Here is a 22,898-nt window from a genome sequence, read left to right as displayed (position 1 = left end):
TCAAAAATTGACGGTGGCGGATAACCGCGCGGTGCGTGGCGCGCCCAGGAACAGGTAGCCATCGCCCGCCGATTCACCCACATCGCGCCAGTAGCGTTTGTCGAACAGGTTGTCGACGGTCAGGCGCAGCACAGTATCGTAATCACCGACTTTGGTGCTGTAGCGTCCGCCGACATCGAACACCGCATAGTCGTCGACCTTCACGCTGGCCTCGCGGTTCGCGTACTTGCTGCCGCTGTATTGCACGCCGCCGAGCAGGGCCAGGCCCTTGATTCCGGGAATGCTGTAGTCGCCGTGCAGGCTGGCGCGCAGCTTTGGCACGTTGATCGCCTGGTGGCCGTCGTAGTCGTCGGTACCGCTGCCGCTCACCCGGGCGCGAATCGCCGCCACGCTGGCGGACACTTGCAGGTTGTCGGTCACCCGACCATTGGCCGAAAGCTCCAGGCCGACGTTCTTCTGCTGGCCCTGCTGTACGAAGGTGATGCTGCCGTCATCGTTGGGCCGGTTGTATTGCAGGTCCTGGGTGATCTGGAACAGCGCGGCGGTCAGGCTCAGGCGCTGGAAGTCACGCTTGATCCCCACTTCCAGCTGGCGCGAGGTGGTCGGTGGCAAGACCTCATCGGCGTTGCTGCTGAACCATGCCGCGGTGCCGCCCAGGGACAGGCCCTTGCTGTAGCTGGCGTATAGGGTGGTGTCCGGGCGCGGCTTGTAGATCAGCGCCACCTGGGGCAGGAATACGCTGCGCTGGGTATGGCGGGTGGTGTCGCCGGCCTGGTCGTAGGTTTCTTCGTCGAGGCGCACCTGGCGCCCGCCGAGAATGGTTTGCCACTGCTCGTTGAAGCTGATGCGGTCGCTGGCGAACAGCCCGTATTGGCGGCTGTCCAGGCGCCGGTAGGTATGGCCCAGCGGCCCCTCGTAGGGGTCAAGCACCGGCGGCTTTTCGTAGATATTGCCCTCGCCGATGTATTCGTTGACCGATTCACGCCGGTCCACCAGGCGGCGCAAGGCAGTGGTGCCGAAGGTCAGGTCATGCTTGAGAAAACCGGTGTCGAACTGGCCGTTGAGGGCGGCCTGGGCTTCTTCGTTGCTGCGGGTGTCATCGGGGCTGCGGTAGTCCGAGATGTCGTAGTCGCCCTCGGCGCTGAAGTGGTTGGGCACTGCGGTGTTGGCGCAACTGGCGGCGCCGTAGCAACCCCAGGCGAAGGTGCTGTAGTCGTCGATCACCACGCGGCTGCGGGAGGCGCTGAAGCTGGCTTTCCAGGCCTCGTTGAAGCGGTATTCGAACAGGCCGTCGAGGTTCAGCGACTTGATGCCCACCGGGTTCGACCAGCTCTGGTAGCCCAGCAGATCCCGTGGCGACACGTTGTGGGGCACGGTGGTGCCGCCGAGCAATTGGTATCCGGGCACCGAGCGTTGCTCGCGGTTCTGGTATTCGGCGTTCAGTTGCAGCAGGGCGTTGGGGCTGATGTTCCAGTCGAGGGCCAGGGAGGCAAAATCCCGCTGGCCGTCGGCGTGGTCGACGTAGGAACGGATGTCTTCGTGGGCCAGGTTGACCCGCACCCCCACCTGCTGCTCGGCACCGAGCCAGCCGCCGACGTCGGTGGCCAGGTAGCGCTCGCCGTGTTCGTTGGTGGAGACAGTCACCGAGCGCACGTTCTCCGGGCGCTTGCTTACGTAGTTGATCAAGCCGCCGGGTTCGGACACGCCGCTTTGCAGCCCGGACAGGCCCTTGAGCACTTCCACTTGCTGCTTGTTTTTCAGTGCGACGTTCTGTTCGCCGGTGATGGTGCGACCGTTGATCTTGTAGCTGCTGGCCGGGTTCAACGAGAAACCGCGCACCACGAAATTCTCGTAGTAACCCACCGGCGCATAGCTGTCGCCGACCGAGGCGTCATTCTTCAATACTTCACTGAGCAGGCGGGCTTGCTGGTCTTTCAGGCGAGCCTCGGTGATCACCGCCACCGAGGCCGGGGTGTCCAGCAGCGGGGCGTTATCGAAGCCGGCGACAGCGGCCTTTTTCGCCTGGTAGTCGGTGGCCTGTTCACCGACTACGGTGACGGTGTCCAGGGTCGCGTCCTGGGCGTGGGCGGCCGTGGCGGCGAGGGTGATGCTCAGGGCGAGCAGGGTGTGACGGTACGGTGTTGCCATAAAAGGAGCGCTCCAAGGGCCTGCCCGCTGGCGCCTCGCGCTTTATTGGGCGCAAAGGGGCCCTGCGCTGCGCAACGGACGGGTTGCCAGTACGAAATTAAAAAGCCGGGGTCGCCGCAAAGGGCGTCAGGCCGGAGCTGCTCCGGTAGTCATTGGTAAGCGTGCGTCGGCGGCCCATTCCTGCAGCGAGCCGTCGTAGAGTGCGAGGTCCTGGCGACCCAGCAGGGTCAGGGCCAGGGCGTTGGCCGCCGCGGAAATTCCGCCGCCGCAGTACAGAATCAATGGACCGTCGCTGTGCAGCAGCGTGGGTCCGATAGCCACGGCCAGGGCGTCCTTGGGCAGGTAGCGACCCTGTGCATCAAACAGCGTGCGTGCCGGCAGGTTGTGGCTGCCGGGAATGTGCCCGCGCCGGGCGTAGCGGGTGGCTGCGGTGCCGTCGAACAAGGCGCTGCCCAACGCGCAGACGAGTACGCCGGGTGCTTGTCCTGCGGCCACCGCCTCAACGCCTGCGCGGTCGATCCACAGTGGTGCGTAGGTGCTGATCGGCCAGGGTTCGACGACGGGTGTGTTTGCAGGCTGCCCGCTGTGCTGCGGTAACCCCGACCGTTGCCAGGCGTTGAAACCACCGTCCAGCACGCCGGCGTGAATGCCCAGCCCGCGCAGCATCCACCACAGGCGTGCGGCCCAGAAACCGTCGGCGCGATCGTAGATCACCACGTTGCTGCCGACGCCTGCACCCAGATTCGCCAGTGCCTGAATCAGGGCTTGTGGTGTTGGCAGGGCGAAGCTGTAGCTCGCTTGAACGTCGGCCAGATCGGTCAGCAAGTCGGCATGCCGTGCGCCGGGGATATGTGCGTGCAGCCAACCGGCATGACCGCTGGCGACCCGGTAATCACCGTCAAAACGCGGGGATGGCAGGACGACGGTGGCGTCCAGTATCACCAGCCCGGGCTCCCCGAGGTGGGCATGCAGCCAATCGGTATCGACCAGGATACTCATACGGATTTTCGCCGCAGGTGGTTGAGCAATCGTTGCCCCTGGGCACCGGCAAACCACTGCAGATGGCCCAGCAGGTAGGCGTGATAGGCCACGTCGGCACTGTGGGTGGAACCCACTACGCCTTGGTAGTACGCGATTTCGGACAGGGCAAAATCCACATGCACCAACGGCAGCAGGGCGCTCAGGGTGAGCAGGTCCTGGGCGCTCAATGGCCGGCCCCGGTGATAGCCGGTGAGCAATGCGTCGACGCTGTCGAGGTCCGCTGCTGCCAGGCCACCGCTGTCCAGGTCCAGCCAGGGCACGGCGTTGCGTTCGATGGCGGTCGCCAGGTCGTAGAGGGCGAAGGTGCGGTCGGCGAGGCCGAAGTCCAGCACGCTGGCGACGTTGCCGTCTGCATGCCACAGCAGGTTCGAGGCGTGCCAGTCGTTATGGGTCCAGAGCGCCGGTTGTTGGTGCAGCAAGGGTTGCAGGGGCGCGTGCCAGGGCAACAGCAGCTCGGTCAGCCGTGTGTGCCAATCCTTGTCGGCAAGGTACTCGGTCAGCGCCGGGGTATTGGCGATCGCGGCCAGTGGCGCGGGTTGTTCGATCACCCGGGCATTGGCCAGCAGCACTTCTGTTTGACGGCGGGGTGCGCTGTAGTGCTCGGCTGCGATGTGCAATCGAGCCAGCGCCACACCCGCCGCCTGCGCATGTTGAGTGCTTTGGAAGGGCGACCACGACAGCGCATCGCGGTACAGGTCAAGGCCCTCGGCGACATGGTGAATCTCGTAGGTCCATTCACCTTGCGTCGTGGCCGTTGCACCGTGGCGGTTCGGCACCACTGCGGCAACCGGTGCGCCGTGGCGATGCAGGTGGGCGATCAGGCGGTGTTCTTCTTCCAGCCATGCGGCTTGGCGCACGTGTCGGTGATGCCGTTTGACGAACAGGGTGGCGCTGCCGGTATTGATCAGCCCGGCAGCGGAGAACGGTCGCGGGCTGTGCCAATGCAAACTGCGCAGTTGACCCAGTTGCGGGTACTCGTGCAGCAGCTGTTGGATATCTGCTTCGTGCAGCGCTGGCCAGTCGGCAGCTACCGGATCAAGCCCCTGGCCATGGGCGGTGCGTTGTGGATTCATGCCGTCGCCCCGGGCAGATAGGCGTTGCTGGTTGCCCCTTGCCACACCTGCGGATTGTCGAGCACCGCGTGCTCGTGCAGCCACTCGGCATAAGGTTTCAGCAGCGCCTGGCGTTGCTCGCCCCAACGACCGTCATGCAGCCAGGTCGGAGCGATTTTGTGCAGGGATGCGCTGAGCAATTCCGCCGGGAAATACGGTGTAGTGTGCTCATAGGCCGCCAGCGCGATGGCTGGCTCTTCGGCCACGGCGAGATAGCCACGGGCAGTGGCCGCGAGGAAATCACGCACCAACCCGGGCTGCTCGGCGAGGGTTTGTTCGTGGGCGCCCAACAGGTAGCTGTGATACGCCGGTGCGCCAATCTGATCCACCGGCAACACCACCCGGCGTTCTGCTTCGATGGGGCTGTGCATCAACGCTTCCCAGGCCCAGTAGCCGCCGAAACTGGCATCGGCGATGCCTTCGGCCAACTGTTCGGGCCGCAACTCACGTACGCCGCTGTCCACCAGGATCACGCCATCAGGGTCGCCACCGTCGTTGCTCACAAGGTGACGCACCATCGCCAAACCCCGTGGCGTGGGGTTGAGCGCCAGGCGCTTGCCCACCAGGTCTCGTGGGCGGCGGATGCCGGAGTCGGTCAGGGTTTGAATCGACTCAAGGCCCGCATGATTGATCGCCGCGATGCCTTGTAGGGCTTGCCCCTGGCCGCGCCGGACCAGCAGGCGGTTGCTGGGGAAAATGCCGAAGTCCGCCGCGCCGGTCAGCAGGTGCTCAAGGGTGTCGCCACGGTAGGGGTCGTGCACCACCAACTCCACATCCAGGCCCAGCTCGGCGAACCAGCCGCGTTCCCGCGCCAGGTACAAACCCGCCGAATTCGGCCAGGGATGAAAGTACTCCAGCATTACCTTTACCGACACCATCGCTTGCTTCTCCAGCCTGCAGTCTTTTGATGGGGGCGATTTATAAGGGAGCAATCTGGTATATACCAATATCGTTTATTGCTATGGATATAACCGGGACCAAAAAAAACCGCGGCCCAAGCCGCGGTTTTTTACTCATCGCCTGGGTCAATCGGCAACGATGGCGTACGTTTCGATTTCGACTTTCTGCCAGGGGCGCAGCATCGAATCCACCTGAATCAGGCTGCTGGCCGGGCGAATGGCGTCGAACACCTCGCTGTGTGCCTTGGCGACGGAGGCGGCATCGTTGATATCCCGCAGGTAGACCACGGTGCGCACTACGTCTTCAGGGCCCATGCCCGCCTCGGCCAACACCTTGTTGACGGTGGCGAGAATGGCCTGGGCCTGTTCGTAAGCATTGCTGTGTTCGTAATCGGGTGAGGCGCAGGTGCCGGAGATGTGCAGGTGGTTGCCAACGCGAACGGCGCGGGAATAACCGAACACGTTTTCGTACTGACCGCCCGAGGAAATAGTTTGCCGCGCTGTGGTTTTACTGGTCATGGTGGTTCTCATGTTGGGAGGGGTTTACCGGTGGAGTCCTTGACGAACAGGATCGAAATCAGGCCGACCACGGCACCGCCGATCAGGTACCAGGCGGGAATCATCTGGTTGCCGGTGATCGATATCAGCCAGGTATTGATCAGCGGGGCCGTGCCTCCGAACAGCGAGACCGCGACGTTGTAGCTCAAGGCGAGGGCGCTGTAGCGCACGCGGGCCTTGAACAGCGAAGTCATGGTGGCCGGCATCGCTCCTTCAAAAAACAACTGGGCGAGGGTCAGGATCAGCAGGGCGGCCAGCAGCAACCCGACACTCTGGGTATGCAGCAGCATGAAGCAGGGGAACGCCATGACGATCAGCAGCACGCAGCCGGTAATGATCATCCGGTTCCGGCCCAGTCGGTCGGCCAGCAAGCCTGAAACCGGGATCAACACCAGCATGAACAGCGTCGCGGCCATCCCCAGGTTCCTGGCGAACGTATTGCTGTACCCGAGTACGTTTTCCAGATAACCCGGGATGTACCCGAGGATGATGTAGTAGGTCACGTTGAACACGGTGACCAGGCCCATGCATTGCAGGATTTTCGGCCATTCGTTGACCAGTAAGCTGAACAGGCTGGGTTCGGCGCCCGTCGCCTTTCGCAGTTTTTCGTTGGCCTGGATTTCCTTGAACACTGGTGTTTCTTCCAGGCCAAGGCGCAAGTAGAGGGCGATCAGGCCGAGCAGGCCGCCAATCGCAAAGGGCACGCGCCAGCCCCAGTCCTGCATGGCTTGTTCGCCCAGGCCCAGGGTAAACAGGCTGACCACTGCACCGCCCAGCAGGAACCCGGAGATATTGCCGAATTCCAGCCAACTGGTGAAAAAGCTGCGTCGCTCGTCCGGCGAATGCTCGGCGATGAACGTGCAGGAGCCGCCGTACTCGCCACCCGCCGACAGGCCCTGGAGCAGACGCATGAGAATCAACAGGACGGGCGCAAACAGGCCGATGCTCGCGTAACTCGGGATCAAGGCAATGGCGAAGGTTGCGACGGCCATCAGCGTGATGCTCAGCGACAGCGCCGTGCGCCGGCCAAACTTGTCGCCAATGGGACCGAATACCAGGCTGCCCAGTGGCCGAATCAGGAAGCCCGCCGCGAAGGTGGCGTAGATCGCCATCAACTGGGTGGTCGGGTTGTCGTTGTGGAAGAACGTCTTGCCGATGATGCCGGCGAGAGAGGAGTAGAGCGCAAAGTCGAACCATTCGACCATATTGCCCAGTGTCACGCCGACGACCGCTTTGGTCAGCCGTTTGCGTGAGGGTTCAGCCGATGCACGGTCGGCGGGAAACCCTTGATGAATCGAGGAAGCGTGAACTTCGCCCATGATATTGCCCTCTGGAATAATTGTAGTGAGGCAGCAGTCAATAGGGAGTGGCAGGCCCACGTCTGATGCGCGGGGCCTGCGGAGGCTGGGGTCATCGCATATACACGCCCCCGGCGATGCACAATGATTCGCCTGTTATGTAGGAGGGTTTGGCGCTCAGTTGCCAGACCCAGTCGGCGATTTCTTCGACCCGCGCGGCGCGTTTCAAGGGGATCGATTCGATGGCGGCCTCGATGCGCCCGCCGGCACGGGTGCCTTCGGTGTCCACCCAGCCCGGGGCCAGTGCGTTGACCACAATATTGTCGCCGGCCAGTTCGATGGCCAGGGAGCGGGTCATCGACACCACAGCAGCCTTGGAGGCGCTGTAGAGCAACTGGTTTTTCGACACGGTGAACGCATCCACCGAGGCGAAGAACACGATAGCGCCTCCGCCGGCGGCTTTCAGGTGACGGGTGCCGATACGTGCGATGTTCAGTGAGCCCAGCACGTTGATGTCGAATATCTTGCGGTACAGCGCTTCGCTGAAGCTATCCAGGGATGACGTGGGAAAGATCCCCGCCGCATTCACTACGGCTCGCAGCGGTGCCTTGCCGTCCAGGGCGGCATCGAGGGTACGGGCCAGTGTGGCCTCCTGGGTGATGTCGCCGACCACTGGCGAAAACAAGGGGCTCGCCGGCTGTGTGCTGGGTGTTACGTCCACAGCGACGACGTGCCAGCCTTCAGCCTGAAAGCGCTGTGCGACGGCCTGGCCCATGCCCGAGGAAGTCCCGGTGACGATAACGCTGGAGTGCGGTGCAGTGTTCATAAGGGCTATCCGATCAGGCGTATTGAGGAAGAGGGGTGCCGGGTTGCAGAGCCAGTTCCAGCACATCCAGTTGGCGCTGGGTCTCCTGGTAGTTGCTCAGCCATTCGCGCTTGACGATATCGATGCGTGAGTCGGCCGGCTGCAACTGGGCAAACTTCGCCGCCAGGCCTTGCATGCCACGCTCGCGCAGGGTGAGAAAGCGCATCACTAGCCGGGTCTGCTCGCAATACACCGGCCATTGCGGGCCACGTGGGGCGCCCAGGCCGATGTAGAACAGGCCTTCCAGGTTGGTCGGCAAGGTCATCGCGGCGGTACGCAGCGGAACACCGTCGCGCCATTGCAGCAGGCGTTCATCGAGGAACGGCAGGCGCGTGTTGAAACCGGTAGCCCAGACGATGGTGTCGTAATCGACCTGGCTGCCATCGGTGAACGTGACAGTCTTGCCCTGGATGCTCTCGATACCCGGTGCGACCTTGATTCGGCCGTGCTGGATCCAGTACAGCAGCAAGGTGTTGACCACCGGCGGTTGCGCATCCAGGTCGTAGGTATCCGGTGCCGGTAGCCCGGGGTAATTCTTGTGGGTGCCGACGCTGGCCATGATCAGCATGTTCATGAGCATGTTCTGCTGTTCTGGCGGCAATTGCCCCAGCAGCGGCAGCTCGCCCCGGGGCAGGCCGAACAGGGTCTTGGGCTGGAACAGCTGGCCGCGTCGGATCGCAATGGTGGTGTCCAGGCGAGCCTGGGCGGCATCCACTGCGAGGTCGCATCCGGAGTTGCCAAACCCCACCACCAGCACCTTGCCTTGCACCTGCTGCACATTGCGGTATTCGCCGGAGTGAATCGACACGCCGGTGAACCCCTTGCTTACTTTCGGGATCTTGCAATCCCACAGGTGACCGTTGGCCACCAGCACGCCGCTGTAGTGTTTGTGGGTGCCGTCTGCCAGGGTCACCTGCCAGCCCGCTTCGCCGTTCTCGTCCAGGGGCTTCAGGCTGCGCACTTCGGTGTTGAAGGTGATCTTTTCGCGCAGGCCGAAGGTGTCGGTGTAGGCGTTCATGTACGCCTTGACCTGATCGCGGCTCGGGTACACCGGATAGTCAGCGGGCATCGGGAACCCGTCAAAGAAGGAACTGCTCTTGGGGGTGATCAGGTGCAAGGCATCGTAGTCGCTGTTCCAGTGACCGCCGATGTTCGCGGACTTTTCGAAGCAGTCCACCTCGAAACCGGCATCGGTCATGGTCTTCAGCGCCGCCAGCCCTGCGGCCCCGGCACCAATGATGCAGTAGTGATTGGACATGCTGGCTCCCCATTCAAGCGCCTGTTGTGGCGTCGGTGGCTGGAGTATCCCGCTCGGCAAGAGGTGGATGAATGGGCTAAGTCATGTGTTTCCTATAGGTGATCCCTATGGCTAGAGCGTCTCCAGGTGCGCATACAGGTTCTGGATGCGGCTCAAGTGGCTGCGCATCAGGTTGATCAGCACCCGGGTGGGCGGCGAAATAGGCGTGTCGTGGCGATGGATAAAGCCGAATACCTCGAAGATCGCCGGGCTGATCGGCACCCAGCCCAAGCGATCATTGAAGCCCAGCTGATGCAGGATCGGGCGCGTGGCAATCACATCGCCGAGCCCGCGCGCAGCCAGCTCGAAGCCGGTGATCTGGTGCTCCACTTCGATGATCGGGTCCAGCACCTCGCCGCCCTTGGACGCCAATTGCCCCAACAACCGGCGAATCGGGTCGGCGGTGCGCCAGCGCGCCTCGGTGAGAATCAACGGTGCCACCGCCAGGTCGCTGATGGTTTTCGGGCCCTTGAGTCGCTCCGGGTCGGCACTGATATAGCCGACCTGGGCCGACCAGACCGGCTCGCTGACGGTCAGGTTCTGCTGCTTGATCGGCAGCATCACCAGCCCCGCTTCAATTTCGCCCTGGCTCACCAGCTCGGCGATTTCCGAGGAGTTATAGCCGACGATCTTGATCCGCATATCCGGGTGCTGGGTGCGGAACTGCTCGATCAGGTCCGTGAGGAAATAGTGGTGGGCGGTGCCGAAGGTGCCAAAACTGGCCACGCCACCGGACAGTTCACGCACAGCCTGCACCGCTTCATAGCCCTGGCGTGCTGACGTCACCATGCCTTGTGCAAATGGCTGCAGGCGGCGTCCGGCTTCGGTGAGCATCAGTCGGCGATTGGTGCGGATGAACACGTGGGTACCCAGGTGCTCCTCCAGCCGCAGGATCTGCTCGGACAATGAGGGTTGGGAAATATGCAGGCTTTCCGCCGCCTTGGAGAACGTACCGTGCTCGATGGCGGCGAGAAAGTAGTTGAGCTGTTGTAAGGTCATCGCGCTGAACCGTTACCTGTTTGGCTCAACATGACACAGATCAAAGCTGTCGCGAAGAATCAATCACGCCACACGGGCATGCCATGTTCGTCAATTGTCCAGTGCGGGTGGCGCGGTCGCAGGCAGACGCCACCTACCCAGCGTTCTTCCGTTGCATGATCCGGCCAGTAGGCTGCGCCGTTCAGAACCTGGCGACCCAGCGCAGTCAGCGCCAACACCCGCTGCGGCCATTGCAATTGGGCCCCGGACTCGATCAACAGGGGATTCTCGCCATCGATCAACGGCCGCATCAGCGCATGAAACATCATGTCTCCCAGGTACGGCAGCGGTTCACGCTTGCCCATCAGCTCGGCGAACACCCGGCCAAACGGCACCGGCCCGGCCTCATCCACGTAGTGCAGGGACAGGCGCTCGGTCAGTGACAAACCGTCCTGCACACCTGGTAACTCCTGCAACTGTCGGCGCAATGCCGGGGCCAGGAAGGGCAGGGAGGTGGAGCTACTCCGGGCCAGTTCCGCCAGCGTGATCGGCGAGCTGGCGCAATACGCCAGCCAGGCCTGTCGCGCCAGTTGCAGCATGTCCTCGTCGACCTGTCGGCGCTGCGGCCACAGCCACGCCAATACTTCAGGCGCCAGTTGGCCGATGCCGATAAAACGCTGCACGCCGGGGATACGATCGACTTCGATCAACTCCAGTTTTTCAGGCAGATGCTCAAGCCCAGCCAGCGCGCGAATCAGGAACAATTGATCGTACGCATCCGCCTCACACCACAACACGCTGTGGCCGGCGCTGCCCAGTTGTTCAAGATGGTGATATTCGTCCGCATGCCGGCGCGCCACTTCGGCCTCATCCATGGCAAACACCTGGCTGATATAGCGGCTGCGAACGGCCTGGTATTGCTCGGCAGGCAGGTCCTGCACCGGGCCCATGCACAATGGGTCAATCAGCATCCGGAAGCGGCCCTTGAACCCCGCCACGCCCAGGCTGTGGGCGATATCATTGCCGCAGCGCCAGTGGGTGGTGCGGGCTTCATCGCTGGCGTCGAAACCCGGATGGCGGGCGGCAAAATCCACCGCATCGACGTGGGCCTTGAGCTTGGGCCAGCTGGGAAAACCGAGTTCCTTGGCGATCGACCATTGGGCATCGGATAAGGTCGGGGTTGCGGCGGCATCGGCGCTTTTCAGGCGCTGCAAAAGTTCCTTGGCGCGCTTGCGCTGCTGCTCAAGGTTGATACGGCCGTTAGTGGACGAGAATGATTGCGACATACGATCTCCTTGTACAAACCTTGTCCGCTTTAAGGTTGGGAGTCGTAGAAATGTGATATTCAGTCAAGGTCTTGGGCGCAGCCCTTTCCGCGGATGGTGGCGTAGATGGCGCCAGGCGGGAAATATAGGCAGTGCAATGATTGATTGCAAGCCGCCCGGTGGATCGCGCCGGGGTTTTGCACAGGAGACGTTCATGAAAGTTGGTGTGATTTCCGATACCCACGGCTTGCTCCGTGCCGAGGCCCTGGCGGCCCTGGAAGGATGCGAGCAGATTGTTCACGCCGGTGACATCGGTAGCCCGGAGATCCTTGAGTTGCTGGCCTCGATTGCGCCATTGCATGTGGTGCGCGGCAATAACGACCTCGATGCCGCGTGGGCAGAGCATTTGGCTGACCGGCTGGATTTTGACTTGAACGGCTGGCGGGCGTTGCTGGTGCATGACATTGCCGATGTGCCGAAGGAGCTGGATCCGGGCATCCGGCTGGTGATCACTGGCCACTCTCACAAACCATTGATCGAGTGGCACGGCGAGCGGCTGTTTCTCAACCCTGGCAGTGCAGGGCGGCGACGTTTCAAGTTGCCGGTGACCCTGGCGTTGCTTGAGGTGCGCGAGAAATCCATCAAGCCGCGCCTGGTGTCGCTGGAGCCCAAGCGCTGAAGAACGCTGAGGCGAGGGAGCTTGTTGTGGCGAGGGAGCTTGCTGTGGTGAGGGAGCTTGCTCCCGCTGGGCTGCGCAGCAGCCCCAAGAAATTAACGGTGTTTTTTCAGGTGTATCGCAGTGGCTTTATTGGGGCCGCTTCGCCGCCCAGCGGGAGCAAGCTCCCTCGCCACGGGGGACGTGCCCTGTCTTACCATTTGCGTCTGAATCAGGAACAAGGATCATCAACGCCATGAGCGTATTAGTCGAAACCCGGGCGCTCACGCGGATGGACGAGCGCCGCCAGCTGCAACTGCTGCAGCCCACGAACTTCCAGCTGCACCGCGCCGACCGCCTATCCATCACCGGTTCATCCGGCTCCGGCAAAAGTGTATTCCTTCGGGCACTCGCCTTGCTCGACGCGCCGACCTCAGGGGATATCCTCTGGAACGGGCAGCCCATCGCCAACGCGCAAGTCCCGCAGTATCGCAGCCGCATCAGCTACCTCTCCCAACGCCCGGCGCTGATCGAAGGCACGGTGGAAGACAACTTGCGTTTCCCCTACAGCCTCAAGGCCTTGCATCACCTGAGTTTCGACCCGCAGGCGGTCAAGGCGCTGCTGGCCCACGCGGGCAAGGAGTCGGGCTTTCTGGCAAAAAATGCCGGGGATTTATCCGGTGGTGAGTCCCAGGTGGTGTCACTGATCCGTACCCTGCAACTCAATCCCGATGTGCTGTTGCTGGACGAACCTACCGCCGCTCTCGACCCGGCATCGTCCGGGGAGGTCGAGGCGTTGATCAGTGCCTGGGCCGAAGCGGATAGCGCTCACGCCTATATCTGGGTGTCCCACGACCTTGAGCAGGCGCAACGCATGAGCACCACCCATTTGCATATGGACGCCGGCGTGCTGACGGGGGCCGTGCAGCCATGAATTATCACGACCTCACGGCACTGGACATGGCCATCGCCGCCTCGCTGATCCTGATCAACGGTGCGCTGTCGCTGTTGTTGCGGCTGGGGCTGGAGCGTCAGCTGTTCTGGGCGGCTGTGCGCACGGTGGTGCAGTTGTTGGCGATCGGTTACCTGCTGGGCTGGGTCTTTGAATTTGCCTACTGGTATGTGGTGCTGCCGCTGATGTGCCTGATGACTCTGATCGCCGGGCTCTCGGCTGCCGGGCGTGGGAAGCGGACCTATGCGGGGCAGCGGGCCGACAGTATTGTGTCGGTGTGGGGCAGTTCCTGGTTGGTGACGGCTGTTGGCCTGTTCGCGATTATCCGGATTCACCCGTGGTACGAGCCGCAGTATGCGATTCCGATCCTTGGGATGATTCTGGGTAATACGCTTACCGGGGTGTCTCTGGGGATTGAGCGTATGACTCAGGAGCTGACCTCCGGCCGCAATACCATCGAGATGATTCTGGCCCTCGGTGGTTCACGCTGGGAGGCGGCGCAGGATGCGATTCGCCAGGCTGTGCGGGCCGGGATGATTCCGACGCTGAACCAGATGACGGTGGTGGGGATTGTGAGCTTGCCGGGGATGATGACTGGCCAGGTGCTGGCCGGGGAAAGTCCGGTGGACGCGGTGCGTTATCAGATTGTGATTATGTTTTTGATCGCTGCGTCGTCGGCGTTGGGCACGGTAGGTGCGGTGTTGCTCACCTACCGTCGACTGTTTTCAGCCAGCCATCGTTTCCTGCGGTTCAGGCTCGAAGAGCGGGTGTAGCGCAGGCGCTATCGGATCCCCAAAATGCACCGCAACCCTGTGGGAGCTGTCGAGATCCGGTTCAATCACCCACACCAAAATCCAGCAACACCTTCATCGCCTGGCTCTTGTCCGCCGCCAGTTCAAACGCCTGCACCGCCTCGCTGAACGGCACGGTGTGGGAGATCACCGGACGCACATCAATCACCTGGCGATTGAGCAAATCCACCGCCTGGGCAAACTCCGAATGGAAGCGGAAGGTGCCCCGCAAGTCGATCTCCCTGCTCACCAGCATATTCAACGGCAGCGAGACCTCGCCACCCAGACCGACCGTCACCAGCACGCTGCGCGGGGCCATGCACTCCAGGCCGTTGCGCAGGGCCTGGGCGCTGCCGGAGACTTCGAACATCACGTCGAAGTAGCCTTTTTCGGCGGTATACCGCTTCAACGCGTCGGCGTCTTCCGCCAGGTTATGAGTACGGCTGGCGCCCATTTTTTCGGCGCAGGCCAAGGGCCCGGCAGCCAGGTCCACCGCAACAATTTCCCCCGCGCCCGCTGCCCGCAGGCTGCCGATCAACAGGTTGCCGATGGGCCCGCACCCGGTGACCAATACCCGTTTGCCGAACACCACCCCGGCACGCTGGATGGCATGCAAACCCACAGACAACGGTTCAGCCATTGCACCCTCGGCAAGGCTCACATGATCGGCCAGCAGCTGCGCCTGGTGCGTTTCGATCACCAGGCTTTGTTGAAACGCACCCTGCACGTGAGGGAAGGGCATCGCGCTGCCGTAGAAACGCATGTTCAGGCAATGGTTCGGCAGCCCTTGATGGCAATAATGGCAACCCCCGCAAGGCCGCGACGGCGAGACCGACAAGCGTTGGCCAATCTTGAACGGCCCGTCTTCACGGCCTACCGCCTCGATCACCGCCGATACTTCGTGGCCGAGCACCATCGGCTCGCGCAACCGCACGGTGCCGAAGCCGCCGTGCTGGTAGTAATGCAGGTCCGAGCCGCAGATCCCGCCCCGGGCAATGCGCACCCGCAGTTGGTCGGGCGTCAGTGCCTGGGGTTCGGTTTGCGGTTCTACCCGCAGGTCTTTCGAGGCATGGCAGACAATCGCGTGCATGAAATTCTCCAGGTTACAGCGAGGCGGTGATGCCACCGTCCACGTACAGGATATGACCGTTGACGAAACTTGCCGCGTCGCTGGCAAGGAATACCGCAGCGCCCGCCAGTTCGGCGACGTCACCCCAGCGCCGGCTCGGTGTGCGCTGCACCAGCCAGTCGCTGAATTCGGGGTTGGCCACCAGGTTGGCGTTCAGTTCGGTCTTGAAATAGCCGGGGCCGATGCCATTGACCGTCAGCCCGTGGGGGCCCCAGTCGATGGCCATGCCTTTGGTGAGCATTTTCAGCGCGCCTTTGCTGGCGGCATACGGGGCGATGCCCGGGCGCCCCAGTTCGCTTTGCACCGAGCAGATATTGATGATGCGCCCCCGCTTGCGCGGGATCATCGCCCGGGCCACGGCCTGGCCGACCAGGAAGGCGCTGTCCAGGTTGGTGCTCATCAACTCGCGCCAGTGGGTTTCGCTGTAGTCCTCCAGCGGCCCGCGACGTTGCATGCCCGCGTTGTTGACGAGGATGTCCAGCGGGCCCAGGCGCTCTTCGATCTCCGCCACGGCGGCCAACACCGCCGCGCCGTCGGTGACATCGAACGCCTGGGTGTGCACCTCCAGGCCTTCCGCCGCCAGCAACGCGGCACTGTCACGCAAGGTGCTGCGGTTGCGCCCGTTGAGCACTACCCGTGCGCCAGCCTGGGCCAGGCCACGGGCGATGGCCAGGCCGATGCCGGCGCTGGAGCCGGTGATCAAGGCCAGGCGGCCGTCGAGGCGGAAACTGTCTAAAACACGCTGCATGGGGCGATCTCCGAAGACTGAGACAGGTGATCAACACTATCAATCCGAGTGCGGGGCGCCGCTCTCATTGTTATACGTCAAACCCTGTCATATCGTGCATCACGGGCCTTACTTCAGCGCAGCCCGGGCCCGGCGTCCAATTTTCATTTGTGATGGGGTGATCAATAATCGTGATAACCGGAGCCAACCTGATGGAACTCAAGCACCTGCGCGCCTTTGTCGTGCTCGCCCAGGAACTGCATTTCGGCCGGGCGGCCGCGCAGTTGTCGATCGTGCAACCGGCGCTGAGCATGCAGATCAAACTGCTCGAAAGCGGCCTGGGCGTGCGCCTGCTCGACCGCAACCGGCACTCGGTCACACTGACGGAAGCCGGGCGGGTGTTTCTGCCGGAAGCCCTCGCCACCCTGCACCAGGCTGCCCGCGCCGCCGATGCCGCCCGGGCTTCGAACCGCGGGGAGATCGGCCGGGTGCGCCTGGGGTTTGTCTCGTCGGTATTGCCGCAATTGCTGCCCGGGTTGATTCGTGCGGTGCACCAGCGCTACCCGCGAATTGAACTGGAGCTCAAGGACATGCCCGGCCCGGATCAGGCGGCTGCGTTGAAAAACGGCCAGCTGGATTTCGGCCTGATGCGTTTGCCGGCGGCCTATCCCGGCGTGCAGACCCTTGAGGTGCTGCAGGAAAGCTTCGTGGTCGCCTTGCCCGGCGAGCATCCGTTGGCGACCCAGGAAACCATTCAGCCGACGGACTTGCTCAAGGTGCCGGTGTTCATCCTGGCCCGGCGTTATGCACCGGGTTTCTACGATGAATTCGTGCAGGCGATGGGCGTGCCGCTGGAGATCGCCTCCGAACTCGGCGAGTTCACCACCATGCTGGCGCTGGTCTCGGCCGGGCTGGGTGTGGGTGTGTTGCCGCTGCAGGCGGCCCGGGCGCTGCCGGCCAATTGCGTGTCCAGGCACCTGGCGTTGGGGGCGTTCCGGGCCAGGACCGGCCTGGCGTGGACCGAGCTCGACAGCCCGGTGAAAACCACCCTGTTCAACCTGATCGACGAGTTGTTTGGCGATTGATTGTTTCATCCGGTGAAATGCTGGATTGTAAAAACTGGCTATTCTGCTGCGTGCCGTAGCGGTGGAACATAAGCGTTATCGACCCGATCACCGGGTCGAGTCCCTGGCACATCGCGGAGCCCGTCATGATCAAACTGTACCGTTACCCCTTGTCTGGCCATTCCCACCGGGTTGAGTTGATGCTGTCGCTGCTGGGCGTGCCCGCTGAGCGGGTGCACGTCGATCTGAAGCAAGGCGCGCACAAAACCCCTGAGTTCCTGGCCACCCTCAACAGCTTCGGCCAGGTGCCGGTGATCGATGATAACGGCGTGGTGCTGGCGGACTCCAACGCGATCCTGGTGTACCTCGCCGGCCAATATGGCACCGCCCAGTGGCTGCCGACCGAGCCTTTGGCCCAGGCCCGTGTGCAGCGTTGGCTCTCGGCTGCGGCAGGACCACTGCACACCGGGCCGGCTGCGGCGCGATTGATCACTGTGTTCGGTGCCGCGCTGGATGCCGAGGCGACCATCAGCCGCTCCCACGCATTCCTCAAAGTGGTAGAGCACCAGTTGGAGCAGAGTCGTTTTCTCACTGGTGACCTGCCGACGATTGCCGATATCGCGCACTACACCTACATCGCCCATGCGCCGGAGGGGAATGTCGCGCTGGACGACTATCCGCAGGTTCGCGCCTGGCTGGGCAGTATCGAGGCGCTGCAGGGGTTTGTGGGTATGCAACGCACCGCTGTGGGCCTGGCGAAGGTTTGAAGATTTTGTGGCGAGGGAGCTTGCTCCCGCTGGACCGGGCTGGCGCTCCAGTGCGCAGCGCTCCCAGGATTTTGGGGCCGCTACGCTGCCCAGCGGGAGCAAGCTCCCTCGCCACAACCGCTCCCAAGCCACTGGTTTGGTGGACCACATTCGATTAAGGGGACCCATGGACCGTTTCCAGGAAATGCAGATTTTCCTCGCCGTCGCCGAAGAGCAGGGCTTTGCCGCGGCGGCCCGGCGCCTGAATATCTCGCCCCCCAGCGTGACCCGCGCGATTGCCGCGATGGAGGCGCGTATTGGCACCCAGTTGCTTTCGCGCACCACCCGCAGCCTGCACCTGAGCGAGGCCGGCCAGCGTTACCTGGACGATTGCCGGCGCATCCTCGCGGAGTTGACTGAGGCCGAAGAAGCGGCAGCAGGCAGCTTCTCGATCCCGTGGGGGCACCTGACGGTCACCGCGCCGGTGTTGTTCGGCGAGTTGTTCGTCGCGCCAATCCTGGGGGAGTACCTGGACCTGTTTGCCCAGGTCAGCATCAACGCCTTGCTGGTGGACCGTGTGGTCAACATGACCGATGAAGGCGTCGATGTGGCCGTGCGCATCGGGCATTTGCAGGAACCCGGCCAGCAGGCGATCAAGGTCGGCGAGGTGCGTCGCGTAGTGTGCGCGGCGCCGGCTTACCTTGAGCGGCACCGGCCACTGCACCCCGGGCAACTGCGTGAGGCGAAGATTGTCACGTCGTCTTCCAGCCAGTTGGTCAGCGAATGGCAGTTCAGGGAAGGCGGCCAGCCGTTGAGCGTGGCCGTTGAGCCGCGCCTGGTAGTCACCGCCAACAACGCGGCGATCAACCTCGCGCGCCTGGGCTGGGGCGTCACACGGGTGTTGTCTTATCAGGTGGCCAGCGATGTGCGTGCAGGCGCACTGGAGATCATCCTGCAAGACTTCGAACCGCCGGCCTTGCCGATCCATGTGGTGTTCCAGAACAACGCCCGGGTACCGGCGAAGGTCAACACGTTCGTGGATTTTCTGGTCAGCCGGCTGGGGCAGGATGCTGCGCTCAACCCATCGATGCAGCGGCCGGCCTGATGGACCGTTATCGCGACATGCAGATCTTCCAGGCGCTGTCCCGGCAGCCGAGCCTGTCCGCGGCTGCCCGTTGCCTGGGCATCTCGGGGCCCACTGTGATCCGCGCGATTGACCGGCTGGAGACGCGCTTGCGGGTGCCATTGGTACAGCGCAGCACCCGGGGCATTCGCCTCACCGAAGCCGGGGCGACGTTCATGGCCGACTGTTCGCGGATCCTTGACGGCGTGAGCGCCGCCGAAGCATCTGCCCAGGGTGCGCACGCGCAGGCCGAGGGAAACCTGCGGGTGTTTTTTCCGTTGCTGTTCAGCCGTTATGTGATGGCGCCGCTGTTGGCCGGCTACCTGGAGCGCTATCCCGGAGTCCGCCTGTTTGCCCATTACCACGATCATTATCCGAACCTGAATGAAGACGGCCTGGACGTGGCAGTCCTGGTGGGGGAACTGCCCGGTTCATCCCTGATTGCCCGGCCCGTGGGCCATGTGCGCAACATCGTCTGCGCCAGCCCCGGCTATCTGCAAAGCCATGGCGAACCGATGCAACCGGAGGCGCTCAAGGAGCATCGGCTGGTCGCCAGCCAGGCGTATTCGAATTGGGTGCAGTGGGATTTCCAGGGCGCCAGCATCAAGGCCCGGGCGCGTCTCGGTTGCACCACGGTGCAGGGCGCGATCAATGCGGCGGTGCAGGGCGCAGGGTTGATCCGGTGCTTGAGCTACCCGGTCCACGAGCACCTGGCGAGCGGGCAACTGTGTCGAGTATTGCAGGCCCATGAACCGCCGCCGCTGCCGGTGCATGTGGTCTACCGCGAAGGGCGCAACGCTTCGATGCGGGTGCGCAGTTTTGTCGATTTCAGCGTGGCGGCATTGCGTGAACATCCGGCGTTTCATTCACCGAGGGCTTGATCATGAATCACCAGGACGCGTCCCCCGTTTCGCCATGGCATGCCGGCGAGCGGCAGTTGCAGCAAAGTGCCGGCGTGGCCGAGCGCATGGAGGTGATCGGCGCGAAGGTGATACGGGATCACTTGCCGGAGCAGCATCGGGCTTTTTATGAGTTGTTGCCCTATCTGGTCGTGGGGGCCGTGGATGAGCAGGGGCTGCCCTGGGCCACGCTGCTGGAGGGCACGCCGGGGTTTGCGTATTCGCCGGACCCCTACAGCTTGCGTATCGACAGCCTGCCTGCGGAGAGTGACCCCGCCGGGAGCGGGCTGAAACAAGGCGCGTCGGTCGGGCTGTTGGGCATTGACCTGAATACGCGGCGGCGTAATCGCATGAATGGGGTTATTGGGGCTGCCGGCGTCGACGGATTTACCGTGGCGGTGGTGCACACGTTTGGAAATTGCCCGAAGTACATCCAGTTGCGTGCGGTGGATCCGGGGGCCCGGGGGCAGCGCGCTGCGGGAGGTATTGTGCGGCGCGCGAACTCGCTCGATGACGCTGACCGGGCGCTGATTCGCAGCGCTGATACGTTTTTCGTCGCCAGCTATGTGGACCTGGAAGGAGATGCGGCCAAGCGTTCGGTGGACGTTTCACACCGAGGCGGCAACAGTGGGTTTGTGCGGTTGGAGGGAGAGGTGCTGACGATTCCCGATTTTACCGGCAACTCGTTTTTCAACACCTTGGGCAATGTGCAGGTCAACCCGGTTGCGGGCTTGCTGTTTGTGGATTTTGCTACGGGTGATGTGTTGCAGGTGGCCGGGCGGGCCGAGGTGATTCTTGAAGGAGATGAAGTGGCCACGTTCGAGGGGGCTGAGCGGTTGTGGAAGGTGACCGTGGAACACGTGGTCCGAAGGGATGCGGCGCTGGCGCTGCGTTGGCAGTTCGAGGGGGTTTCTCCCTACAGCCTGGCGTTGGGGCCTTGGAAAGCCTGAGTGGGGGGCTGCACCCCTCGCGCAGTTGAGCTTTAACTCAGCCGCACGAGGGGGAGTGTATAGGCGGGCCTAGCGAGGCCGGCCGATAGGTCTGTCGAGTTTGTCACATCGGATGGGTACGCAGGCCGTGCCAGGCCCAGCGCCTGCTTCTGGTTTTCCAGGCCGGTGCCACGCCTCTTTCCAGCCATTACTGCATTCAGCATGTCTGCTCCTTGACTCGATTGCATTGATTCATGGCGATAATTTATTCCGCGAGGATCTCGCGATAACGTTTCTGGTAATCGTCGTAAGACGTGCTTTCCTGCATCAACTGCTCAAGCTTTTTCTTCTTGTAGGCTGCTTTGTCGAGTGCGGGTGGTGCATTGGAACTGGCCGCTGGTGGTGTGCTTGCCCGGTATACCGGATTGGGAAAGAGTTGATCGGTCAGCTCGATGATTTTGTTCTGCGCATCGATAAACTTGTCGAGGCGACCACCGCCCCACGACGCGTCGTATTCCGCCTGGCCGACCTGACGGCCCTGTTCATACACACGGATATCGGCGTAGTACATGTACAGCGCCATGTCCCATGTCCACTTGCCAATGTAGGTCGTCGACAGCGTGCATACAGAGGGTGGACTGCCGGCTGCCACCTCGCGTGTCTGGAAACCTTTGCTCCTCAGCTGTGCCGTGTAGGTGGTATTGAATCCGGCACGCAGGCCTTCGGCAGGAATCAGGCAAATTTCCGGTGGCTGATCGTTGGACAGGGTGGCCGGGGCGACGGTTTGCTTGATGCTGCAACCCGTGATGGTGAGGGTCATAGCGATCAGTATCGGAGCGAGCGGTATGCGCATAGCGGCCTCCATGTCATCAATAGTGGCTGGATGATAGCACTGCTTTCCCTCCTTATCTCGTAAGGACTATTCGTGCCTCTGCGGCAAATCTGAATTGCGCTGTACCCTGTGTTTGGTGCGGCCTGCGGGCGCAATACTGCAGCGGTTTTTGCCTGCCCGATAAAGGGCTGTCCCGAGGTTTCCCAATGAATGCACCAAGCCGCCTTGCGCTGCTGATCACCGCCACGGCTGCCCTCAGCGCCTGTGGCGATTCCTCCAAACTGCCGTTTCAGGCCGGTGTGGGGCCAAGCCCGCAACTGCCCGAACCCACTGCATCACTGATCCCGACACTCAAGGTTTCCAAGGCTGTCGGCTGGCCCGGTAATGCCCAGCCAACGGCGCCCGATGGGTTCACGGTAACGGCGTTGGCCGCGGACCTTGACCATCCGCGCTGGGTGTACACCTTGCCCAATGGCGACGTGCTGGTAGCCGAGAGTAACCATCCGCCCATGCCTGAAGGTGCCACGGACGGCGGCACGGGTTTGCTCGCCTGGGCGCGTCGTACCGCGATGGGGTTTGTGATGGGGCGGGTCGGTGCCGATACGCCGAGCGCCGACCGGATCACGCTGCTGCGGGACGCCGACGGTGATGGGCGTGCCGAGGTGAAGAGTGAGTTTCTCGGTGGGCTGACGTCGCCGTTTGGCATGGCGTTGGTGGGGGATGAGTTGTATATCGGCAATGCCGATGCGGTGGTCAAGGTGCCTTATGTTCGGGGCCAGACTCACATCGATGCCGTGCCGGTGAAGGTCACTGATCTGCCGGCCGGGATCAATCATCACTGGACCAAAAACGTCCTGGCCAATCCTGAGGGTACCAAGCTTTATGTGACCGTCGGGTCCAACAACAATGTGGGTGAGAATGGGCTTGACGCCGAGGAAGGGCGTGCTGCGATCTGGGAGTTGGATCTTGCCAGTGGGCAGAAGCGTCTGTTCGCCAGTGGGTTGCGCAATCCCAATGGGCTGGCGTGGAAACCCGGCTCTACGCAGTTGTGGACGGTGGTCAACGAGCGCGACGAGATCGGCAGCGATCTGGTGCCGGATTACCTGACGTCGGTGCGGGACGGCGCTTTCTACGGTTGGCCGTGGAGTTATTACGGGGCTCACGTTGACAGCCGGGTGCAGCCGCCGCGTCCGGACAAGGTCGCCCAGGCGATTGCACCGGACTACGCGCTGGGGACTCACGTTGCGCCGTTGGGCCTGACGTTTTCCGATGCGCGGGGGATGCCAGCGGTGTTTGCCGATGGGGTATTTGTGGGGGAGCATGGATCCTGGAACCGTAATCCGCAGGCGGGGTACAAGGTGGTGTTTATTCCGTTCCGGGACGGAAAGCCGTCGGGTGTGCCTGTTGATTTCCTGACTGGGTTTTTAAATGGTGATGGAGAGGCTCAGGGGCGTCCGGTGGGTGTAGCGTTGGACGGGCAGGGCGCGTTGCTGGTGGCGGATGATGTGGGGAACAAGGTGTGGCGGGTGGCACGGGTAAGGCCTTAGGGTTTTGCTCTTACAGCGGCTCACGGTCCACTGTAGGAGCTGG

22 protein-coding genes are annotated in these 22,898 nt (G+C 62.7%); 9 read left to right on the top strand and 13 right to left on the bottom strand.

What is annotated here, in order from left to right:
• The 10 genes from HX839_RS26045 to HX839_RS26000 form a co-directional block, all read right to left on the bottom strand.
• On the bottom strand, window positions 1–2,148 hold the full coding sequence (locus tag HX839_RS26045) for a TonB-dependent siderophore receptor (protein ID WP_177067923.1): 2,148 nt from the start codon (window positions 2,146–2,148) through the stop codon (window positions 1–3).
• A gap of 126 nt (window positions 2,149–2,274) precedes the next feature.
• Window positions 2,275–3,147 carry a sulfurtransferase gene (locus HX839_RS26040; RefSeq protein WP_177067922.1) on the bottom strand — a complete coding sequence of 291 codons (873 nt, stop codon included), beginning with the start codon at window positions 3,145–3,147 and terminating at the stop codon, window positions 2,275–2,277.
• On the bottom strand, window positions 3,144–4,262 hold the full coding sequence (locus tag HX839_RS26035) for a phosphotransferase (RefSeq protein ID WP_177067921.1): 1,119 nt from the start codon (window positions 4,260–4,262) through the stop codon (window positions 3,144–3,146). The genes HX839_RS26040 and HX839_RS26035 overlap by 4 nt, the downstream gene beginning before the upstream one ends.
• Window positions 4,259–5,179, bottom strand: coding sequence for an ABC transporter substrate-binding protein (locus tag HX839_RS26030; protein ID WP_177009725.1), 921 nt, complete (start codon window positions 5,177–5,179; stop codon window positions 4,259–4,261). Before HX839_RS26030 ends, HX839_RS26035 begins: the two co-directional genes overlap by 4 nt.
• 147 nt (window positions 5,180–5,326) lie before the next feature.
• Window positions 5,327–5,719 carry a Rid family hydrolase gene (locus HX839_RS26025; RefSeq protein ID WP_177067920.1) on the bottom strand — a complete coding sequence of 131 codons (393 nt, stop codon included), beginning with the start codon at window positions 5,717–5,719 and terminating at the stop codon, window positions 5,327–5,329.
• Window positions 5,720–5,727: 8 nt separating this feature from the next.
• Entirely contained in the window at window positions 5,728–7,077 is a 1,350-nt protein-coding gene (locus tag HX839_RS26020) for an MFS transporter (RefSeq protein ID WP_008433139.1), read from the bottom strand.
• A 91-nt stretch (window positions 7,078–7,168) separates the two neighbouring features.
• Window positions 7,169–7,882, bottom strand: coding sequence for an SDR family NAD(P)-dependent oxidoreductase (locus HX839_RS26015; RefSeq protein WP_003208289.1), 714 nt, complete (start codon window positions 7,880–7,882; stop codon window positions 7,169–7,171).
• 13 nt (window positions 7,883–7,895) lie between these two features.
• On the bottom strand, window positions 7,896–9,179 hold the full coding sequence (locus HX839_RS26010; RefSeq protein ID WP_177067919.1) for an NAD(P)/FAD-dependent oxidoreductase: 1,284 nt from the start codon (window positions 9,177–9,179) through the stop codon (window positions 7,896–7,898).
• A 111-nt stretch (window positions 9,180–9,290) separates the two neighbouring features.
• On the bottom strand, window positions 9,291–10,217 hold the full coding sequence (locus HX839_RS26005; RefSeq protein WP_003208286.1) for a LysR family transcriptional regulator: 927 nt from the start codon (window positions 10,215–10,217) through the stop codon (window positions 9,291–9,293).
• Window positions 10,218–10,276: 59 nt separating this feature from the next.
• Window positions 10,277–11,482 carry a DUF1835 domain-containing protein gene (locus tag HX839_RS26000; RefSeq protein ID WP_177067918.1) on the bottom strand — a complete coding sequence of 402 codons (1,206 nt, stop codon included), beginning with the start codon at window positions 11,480–11,482 and terminating at the stop codon, window positions 10,277–10,279.
• Window positions 11,483–11,675: 193 nt separating this feature from the next.
• Here HX839_RS26000 and HX839_RS25995 point away from each other — a divergent pair, with 193 nt between their 5' ends.
• From HX839_RS25995 to fetB, 3 genes are all read left to right on the top strand, one after another.
• A complete protein-coding gene (locus HX839_RS25995; protein ID WP_003208282.1) occupies window positions 11,676–12,140 on the top strand; it encodes a metallophosphoesterase family protein in 465 nt (154 codons plus the stop codon).
• Between the two features lie 232 nt (window positions 12,141–12,372).
• Window positions 12,373–13,050: an ATP-binding cassette domain-containing protein gene (locus tag HX839_RS25990; RefSeq protein WP_003208280.1), complete on the top strand. Its 678-nt coding sequence runs from the start codon at window positions 12,373–12,375 to the stop codon at window positions 13,048–13,050.
• Window positions 13,047–13,841 (top strand): iron export ABC transporter permease subunit FetB, encoded by a 795-nt coding sequence (fetB, locus tag HX839_RS25985; protein WP_003208279.1) that lies wholly within the window; start codon window positions 13,047–13,049, stop codon window positions 13,839–13,841. Before HX839_RS25990 ends, fetB begins: the two co-directional genes overlap by 4 nt.
• 61 nt (window positions 13,842–13,902) lie before the next feature.
• Here fetB and HX839_RS25980 read toward each other — a convergent pair whose 3' ends face one another.
• Both HX839_RS25980 and HX839_RS25975 read right to left on the bottom strand, forming a co-directional pair.
• Entirely contained in the window at window positions 13,903–14,949 is a 1,047-nt protein-coding gene (locus HX839_RS25980; RefSeq protein ID WP_177067917.1) for an L-idonate 5-dehydrogenase, read from the bottom strand.
• Window positions 14,950–14,962: 13 nt separating this feature from the next.
• A complete protein-coding gene (locus HX839_RS25975; protein ID WP_087692542.1) occupies window positions 14,963–15,736 on the bottom strand; it encodes a glucose 1-dehydrogenase in 774 nt (257 codons plus the stop codon).
• A gap of 191 nt (window positions 15,737–15,927) precedes the next feature.
• Between HX839_RS25975 and HX839_RS25970 the strand changes: the two genes are divergently transcribed.
• The 5 genes from HX839_RS25970 to HX839_RS25950 all read left to right on the top strand — a co-directional run bounded on the left by HX839_RS25970 (window position 15,928) and on the right by HX839_RS25950 (window position 20,497).
• Window positions 15,928–16,800: a LysR family transcriptional regulator gene (locus tag HX839_RS25970; RefSeq protein ID WP_003208273.1), complete on the top strand. Its 873-nt coding sequence runs from the start codon at window positions 15,928–15,930 to the stop codon at window positions 16,798–16,800.
• Window positions 16,801–16,925: 125 nt separating this feature from the next.
• The gene (locus HX839_RS25965; RefSeq protein WP_087692541.1) at window positions 16,926–17,546 is read left to right on the top strand and encodes a glutathione S-transferase family protein; all 621 of its coding nucleotides are present in this window, start codon (window positions 16,926–16,928) and stop codon (window positions 17,544–17,546) included.
• 166 nt (window positions 17,547–17,712) lie between these two features.
• Window positions 17,713–18,630 carry a LysR family transcriptional regulator gene (locus HX839_RS25960; protein ID WP_003208270.1) on the top strand — a complete coding sequence of 306 codons (918 nt, stop codon included), beginning with the start codon at window positions 17,713–17,715 and terminating at the stop codon, window positions 18,628–18,630.
• Window positions 18,630–19,529: a LysR family transcriptional regulator gene (locus tag HX839_RS25955; protein ID WP_177067916.1), complete on the top strand. Its 900-nt coding sequence runs from the start codon at window positions 18,630–18,632 to the stop codon at window positions 19,527–19,529. The genes HX839_RS25960 and HX839_RS25955 overlap by 1 nt, the downstream gene beginning before the upstream one ends.
• A 2-nt stretch (window positions 19,530–19,531) precedes the next feature.
• Entirely contained in the window at window positions 19,532–20,497 is a 966-nt protein-coding gene (locus HX839_RS25950) for a pyridoxamine 5'-phosphate oxidase family protein (protein ID WP_177067915.1), read from the top strand.
• Between the two features lie 244 nt (window positions 20,498–20,741).
• On the opposite strand, the gene HX839_RS25945 is transcribed toward HX839_RS25950, so the two are convergent.
• A complete protein-coding gene (locus tag HX839_RS25945) occupies window positions 20,742–21,329 on the bottom strand; it encodes an Sbal_3080 family lipoprotein (protein ID WP_003208266.1) in 588 nt (195 codons plus the stop codon).
• Window positions 21,330–21,514: 185 nt separating this feature from the next.
• Between HX839_RS25945 and HX839_RS25940 the strand changes: the two genes are divergently transcribed.
• Entirely contained in the window at window positions 21,515–22,855 is a 1,341-nt protein-coding gene (locus tag HX839_RS25940) for a sorbosone dehydrogenase family protein (protein WP_177067914.1), read from the top strand.
• Window positions 22,856–22,898: the final 43 nt, after the last annotated feature.

This window comes from Pseudomonas sp. I8001 (genome assembly GCF_013385345.1).
Taxonomy (GTDB): domain Bacteria; phylum Pseudomonadota; class Gammaproteobacteria; order Pseudomonadales; family Pseudomonadaceae; genus Aquipseudomonas.
Note: the sequence above shows the minus strand (reverse complement) of the source record. Positions and strands in the feature narration are given on the sequence as shown.

Bases quoted from the DNA above. Each gene is read 5' to 3' on its own strand.
- HX839_RS25995 (WP_003208282.1), top strand. From the start codon at position 11,676: ATGAAAGTTGGTGTGATTTCCGATACCCACGGCTTGCTCCGTGCCGAG.
- HX839_RS26005 (WP_003208286.1), bottom strand. From the start codon at position 10,217: ATGACCTTACAACAGCTCAACTACTTTCTCGCCGCCATCGAGCACGGT.
- HX839_RS25970 (WP_003208273.1), top strand. From the start codon at position 15,928: ATGGAACTCAAGCACCTGCGCGCCTTTGTCGTGCTCGCCCAGGAACTG.
- HX839_RS25975 (WP_087692542.1), bottom strand. From the start codon at position 15,736: ATGCAGCGTGTTTTAGACAGTTTCCGCCTCGACGGCCGCCTGGCCTTG.
- HX839_RS26000 (WP_177067918.1), bottom strand. From the start codon at position 11,482: ATGTCGCAATCATTCTCGTCCACTAACGGCCGTATCAACCTTGAGCAG.
- HX839_RS25980 (WP_177067917.1), bottom strand. From the start codon at position 14,949: ATGCACGCGATTGTCTGCCATGCCTCGAAAGACCTGCGGGTAGAACCG.
- HX839_RS25960 (WP_003208270.1), top strand. From the start codon at position 17,713: ATGGACCGTTTCCAGGAAATGCAGATTTTCCTCGCCGTCGCCGAAGAG.
- HX839_RS26015 (WP_003208289.1), bottom strand. From the start codon at position 7,882: ATGAACACTGCACCGCACTCCAGCGTTATCGTCACCGGGACTTCCTCG.
- fetB (WP_003208279.1), top strand. From the start codon at position 13,047: ATGAATTATCACGACCTCACGGCACTGGACATGGCCATCGCCGCCTCG.
- HX839_RS25990 (WP_003208280.1), top strand. From the start codon at position 12,373: ATGAGCGTATTAGTCGAAACCCGGGCGCTCACGCGGATGGACGAGCGC.
- HX839_RS26010 (WP_177067919.1), bottom strand. From the start codon at position 9,179: ATGTCCAATCACTACTGCATCATTGGTGCCGGGGCCGCAGGGCTGGCG.
- HX839_RS26025 (WP_177067920.1), bottom strand. From the start codon at position 5,719: ATGACCAGTAAAACCACAGCGCGGCAAACTATTTCCTCGGGCGGTCAG.
- HX839_RS26035 (WP_177067921.1), bottom strand. From the start codon at position 4,262: ATGAATCCACAACGCACCGCCCATGGCCAGGGGCTTGATCCGGTAGCT.
- HX839_RS26020 (WP_008433139.1), bottom strand. From the start codon at position 7,077: ATGGGCGAAGTTCACGCTTCCTCGATTCATCAAGGGTTTCCCGCCGAC.
- HX839_RS25940 (WP_177067914.1), top strand. From the start codon at position 21,515: ATGAATGCACCAAGCCGCCTTGCGCTGCTGATCACCGCCACGGCTGCC.
- HX839_RS25945 (WP_003208266.1), bottom strand. From the start codon at position 21,329: ATGCGCATACCGCTCGCTCCGATACTGATCGCTATGACCCTCACCATC.
- HX839_RS26040 (WP_177067922.1), bottom strand. From the start codon at position 3,147: ATGAGTATCCTGGTCGATACCGATTGGCTGCATGCCCACCTCGGGGAG.
- HX839_RS26030 (WP_177009725.1), bottom strand. From the start codon at position 5,179: ATGGTGTCGGTAAAGGTAATGCTGGAGTACTTTCATCCCTGGCCGAAT.
- HX839_RS25965 (WP_087692541.1), top strand. From the start codon at position 16,926: ATGATCAAACTGTACCGTTACCCCTTGTCTGGCCATTCCCACCGGGTT.
- HX839_RS26045 (WP_177067923.1), bottom strand. From the start codon at position 2,148: ATGGCAACACCGTACCGTCACACCCTGCTCGCCCTGAGCATCACCCTC.
- HX839_RS25955 (WP_177067916.1), top strand. From the start codon at position 18,630: ATGGACCGTTATCGCGACATGCAGATCTTCCAGGCGCTGTCCCGGCAG.
- HX839_RS25950 (WP_177067915.1), top strand. From the start codon at position 19,532: ATGAATCACCAGGACGCGTCCCCCGTTTCGCCATGGCATGCCGGCGAG.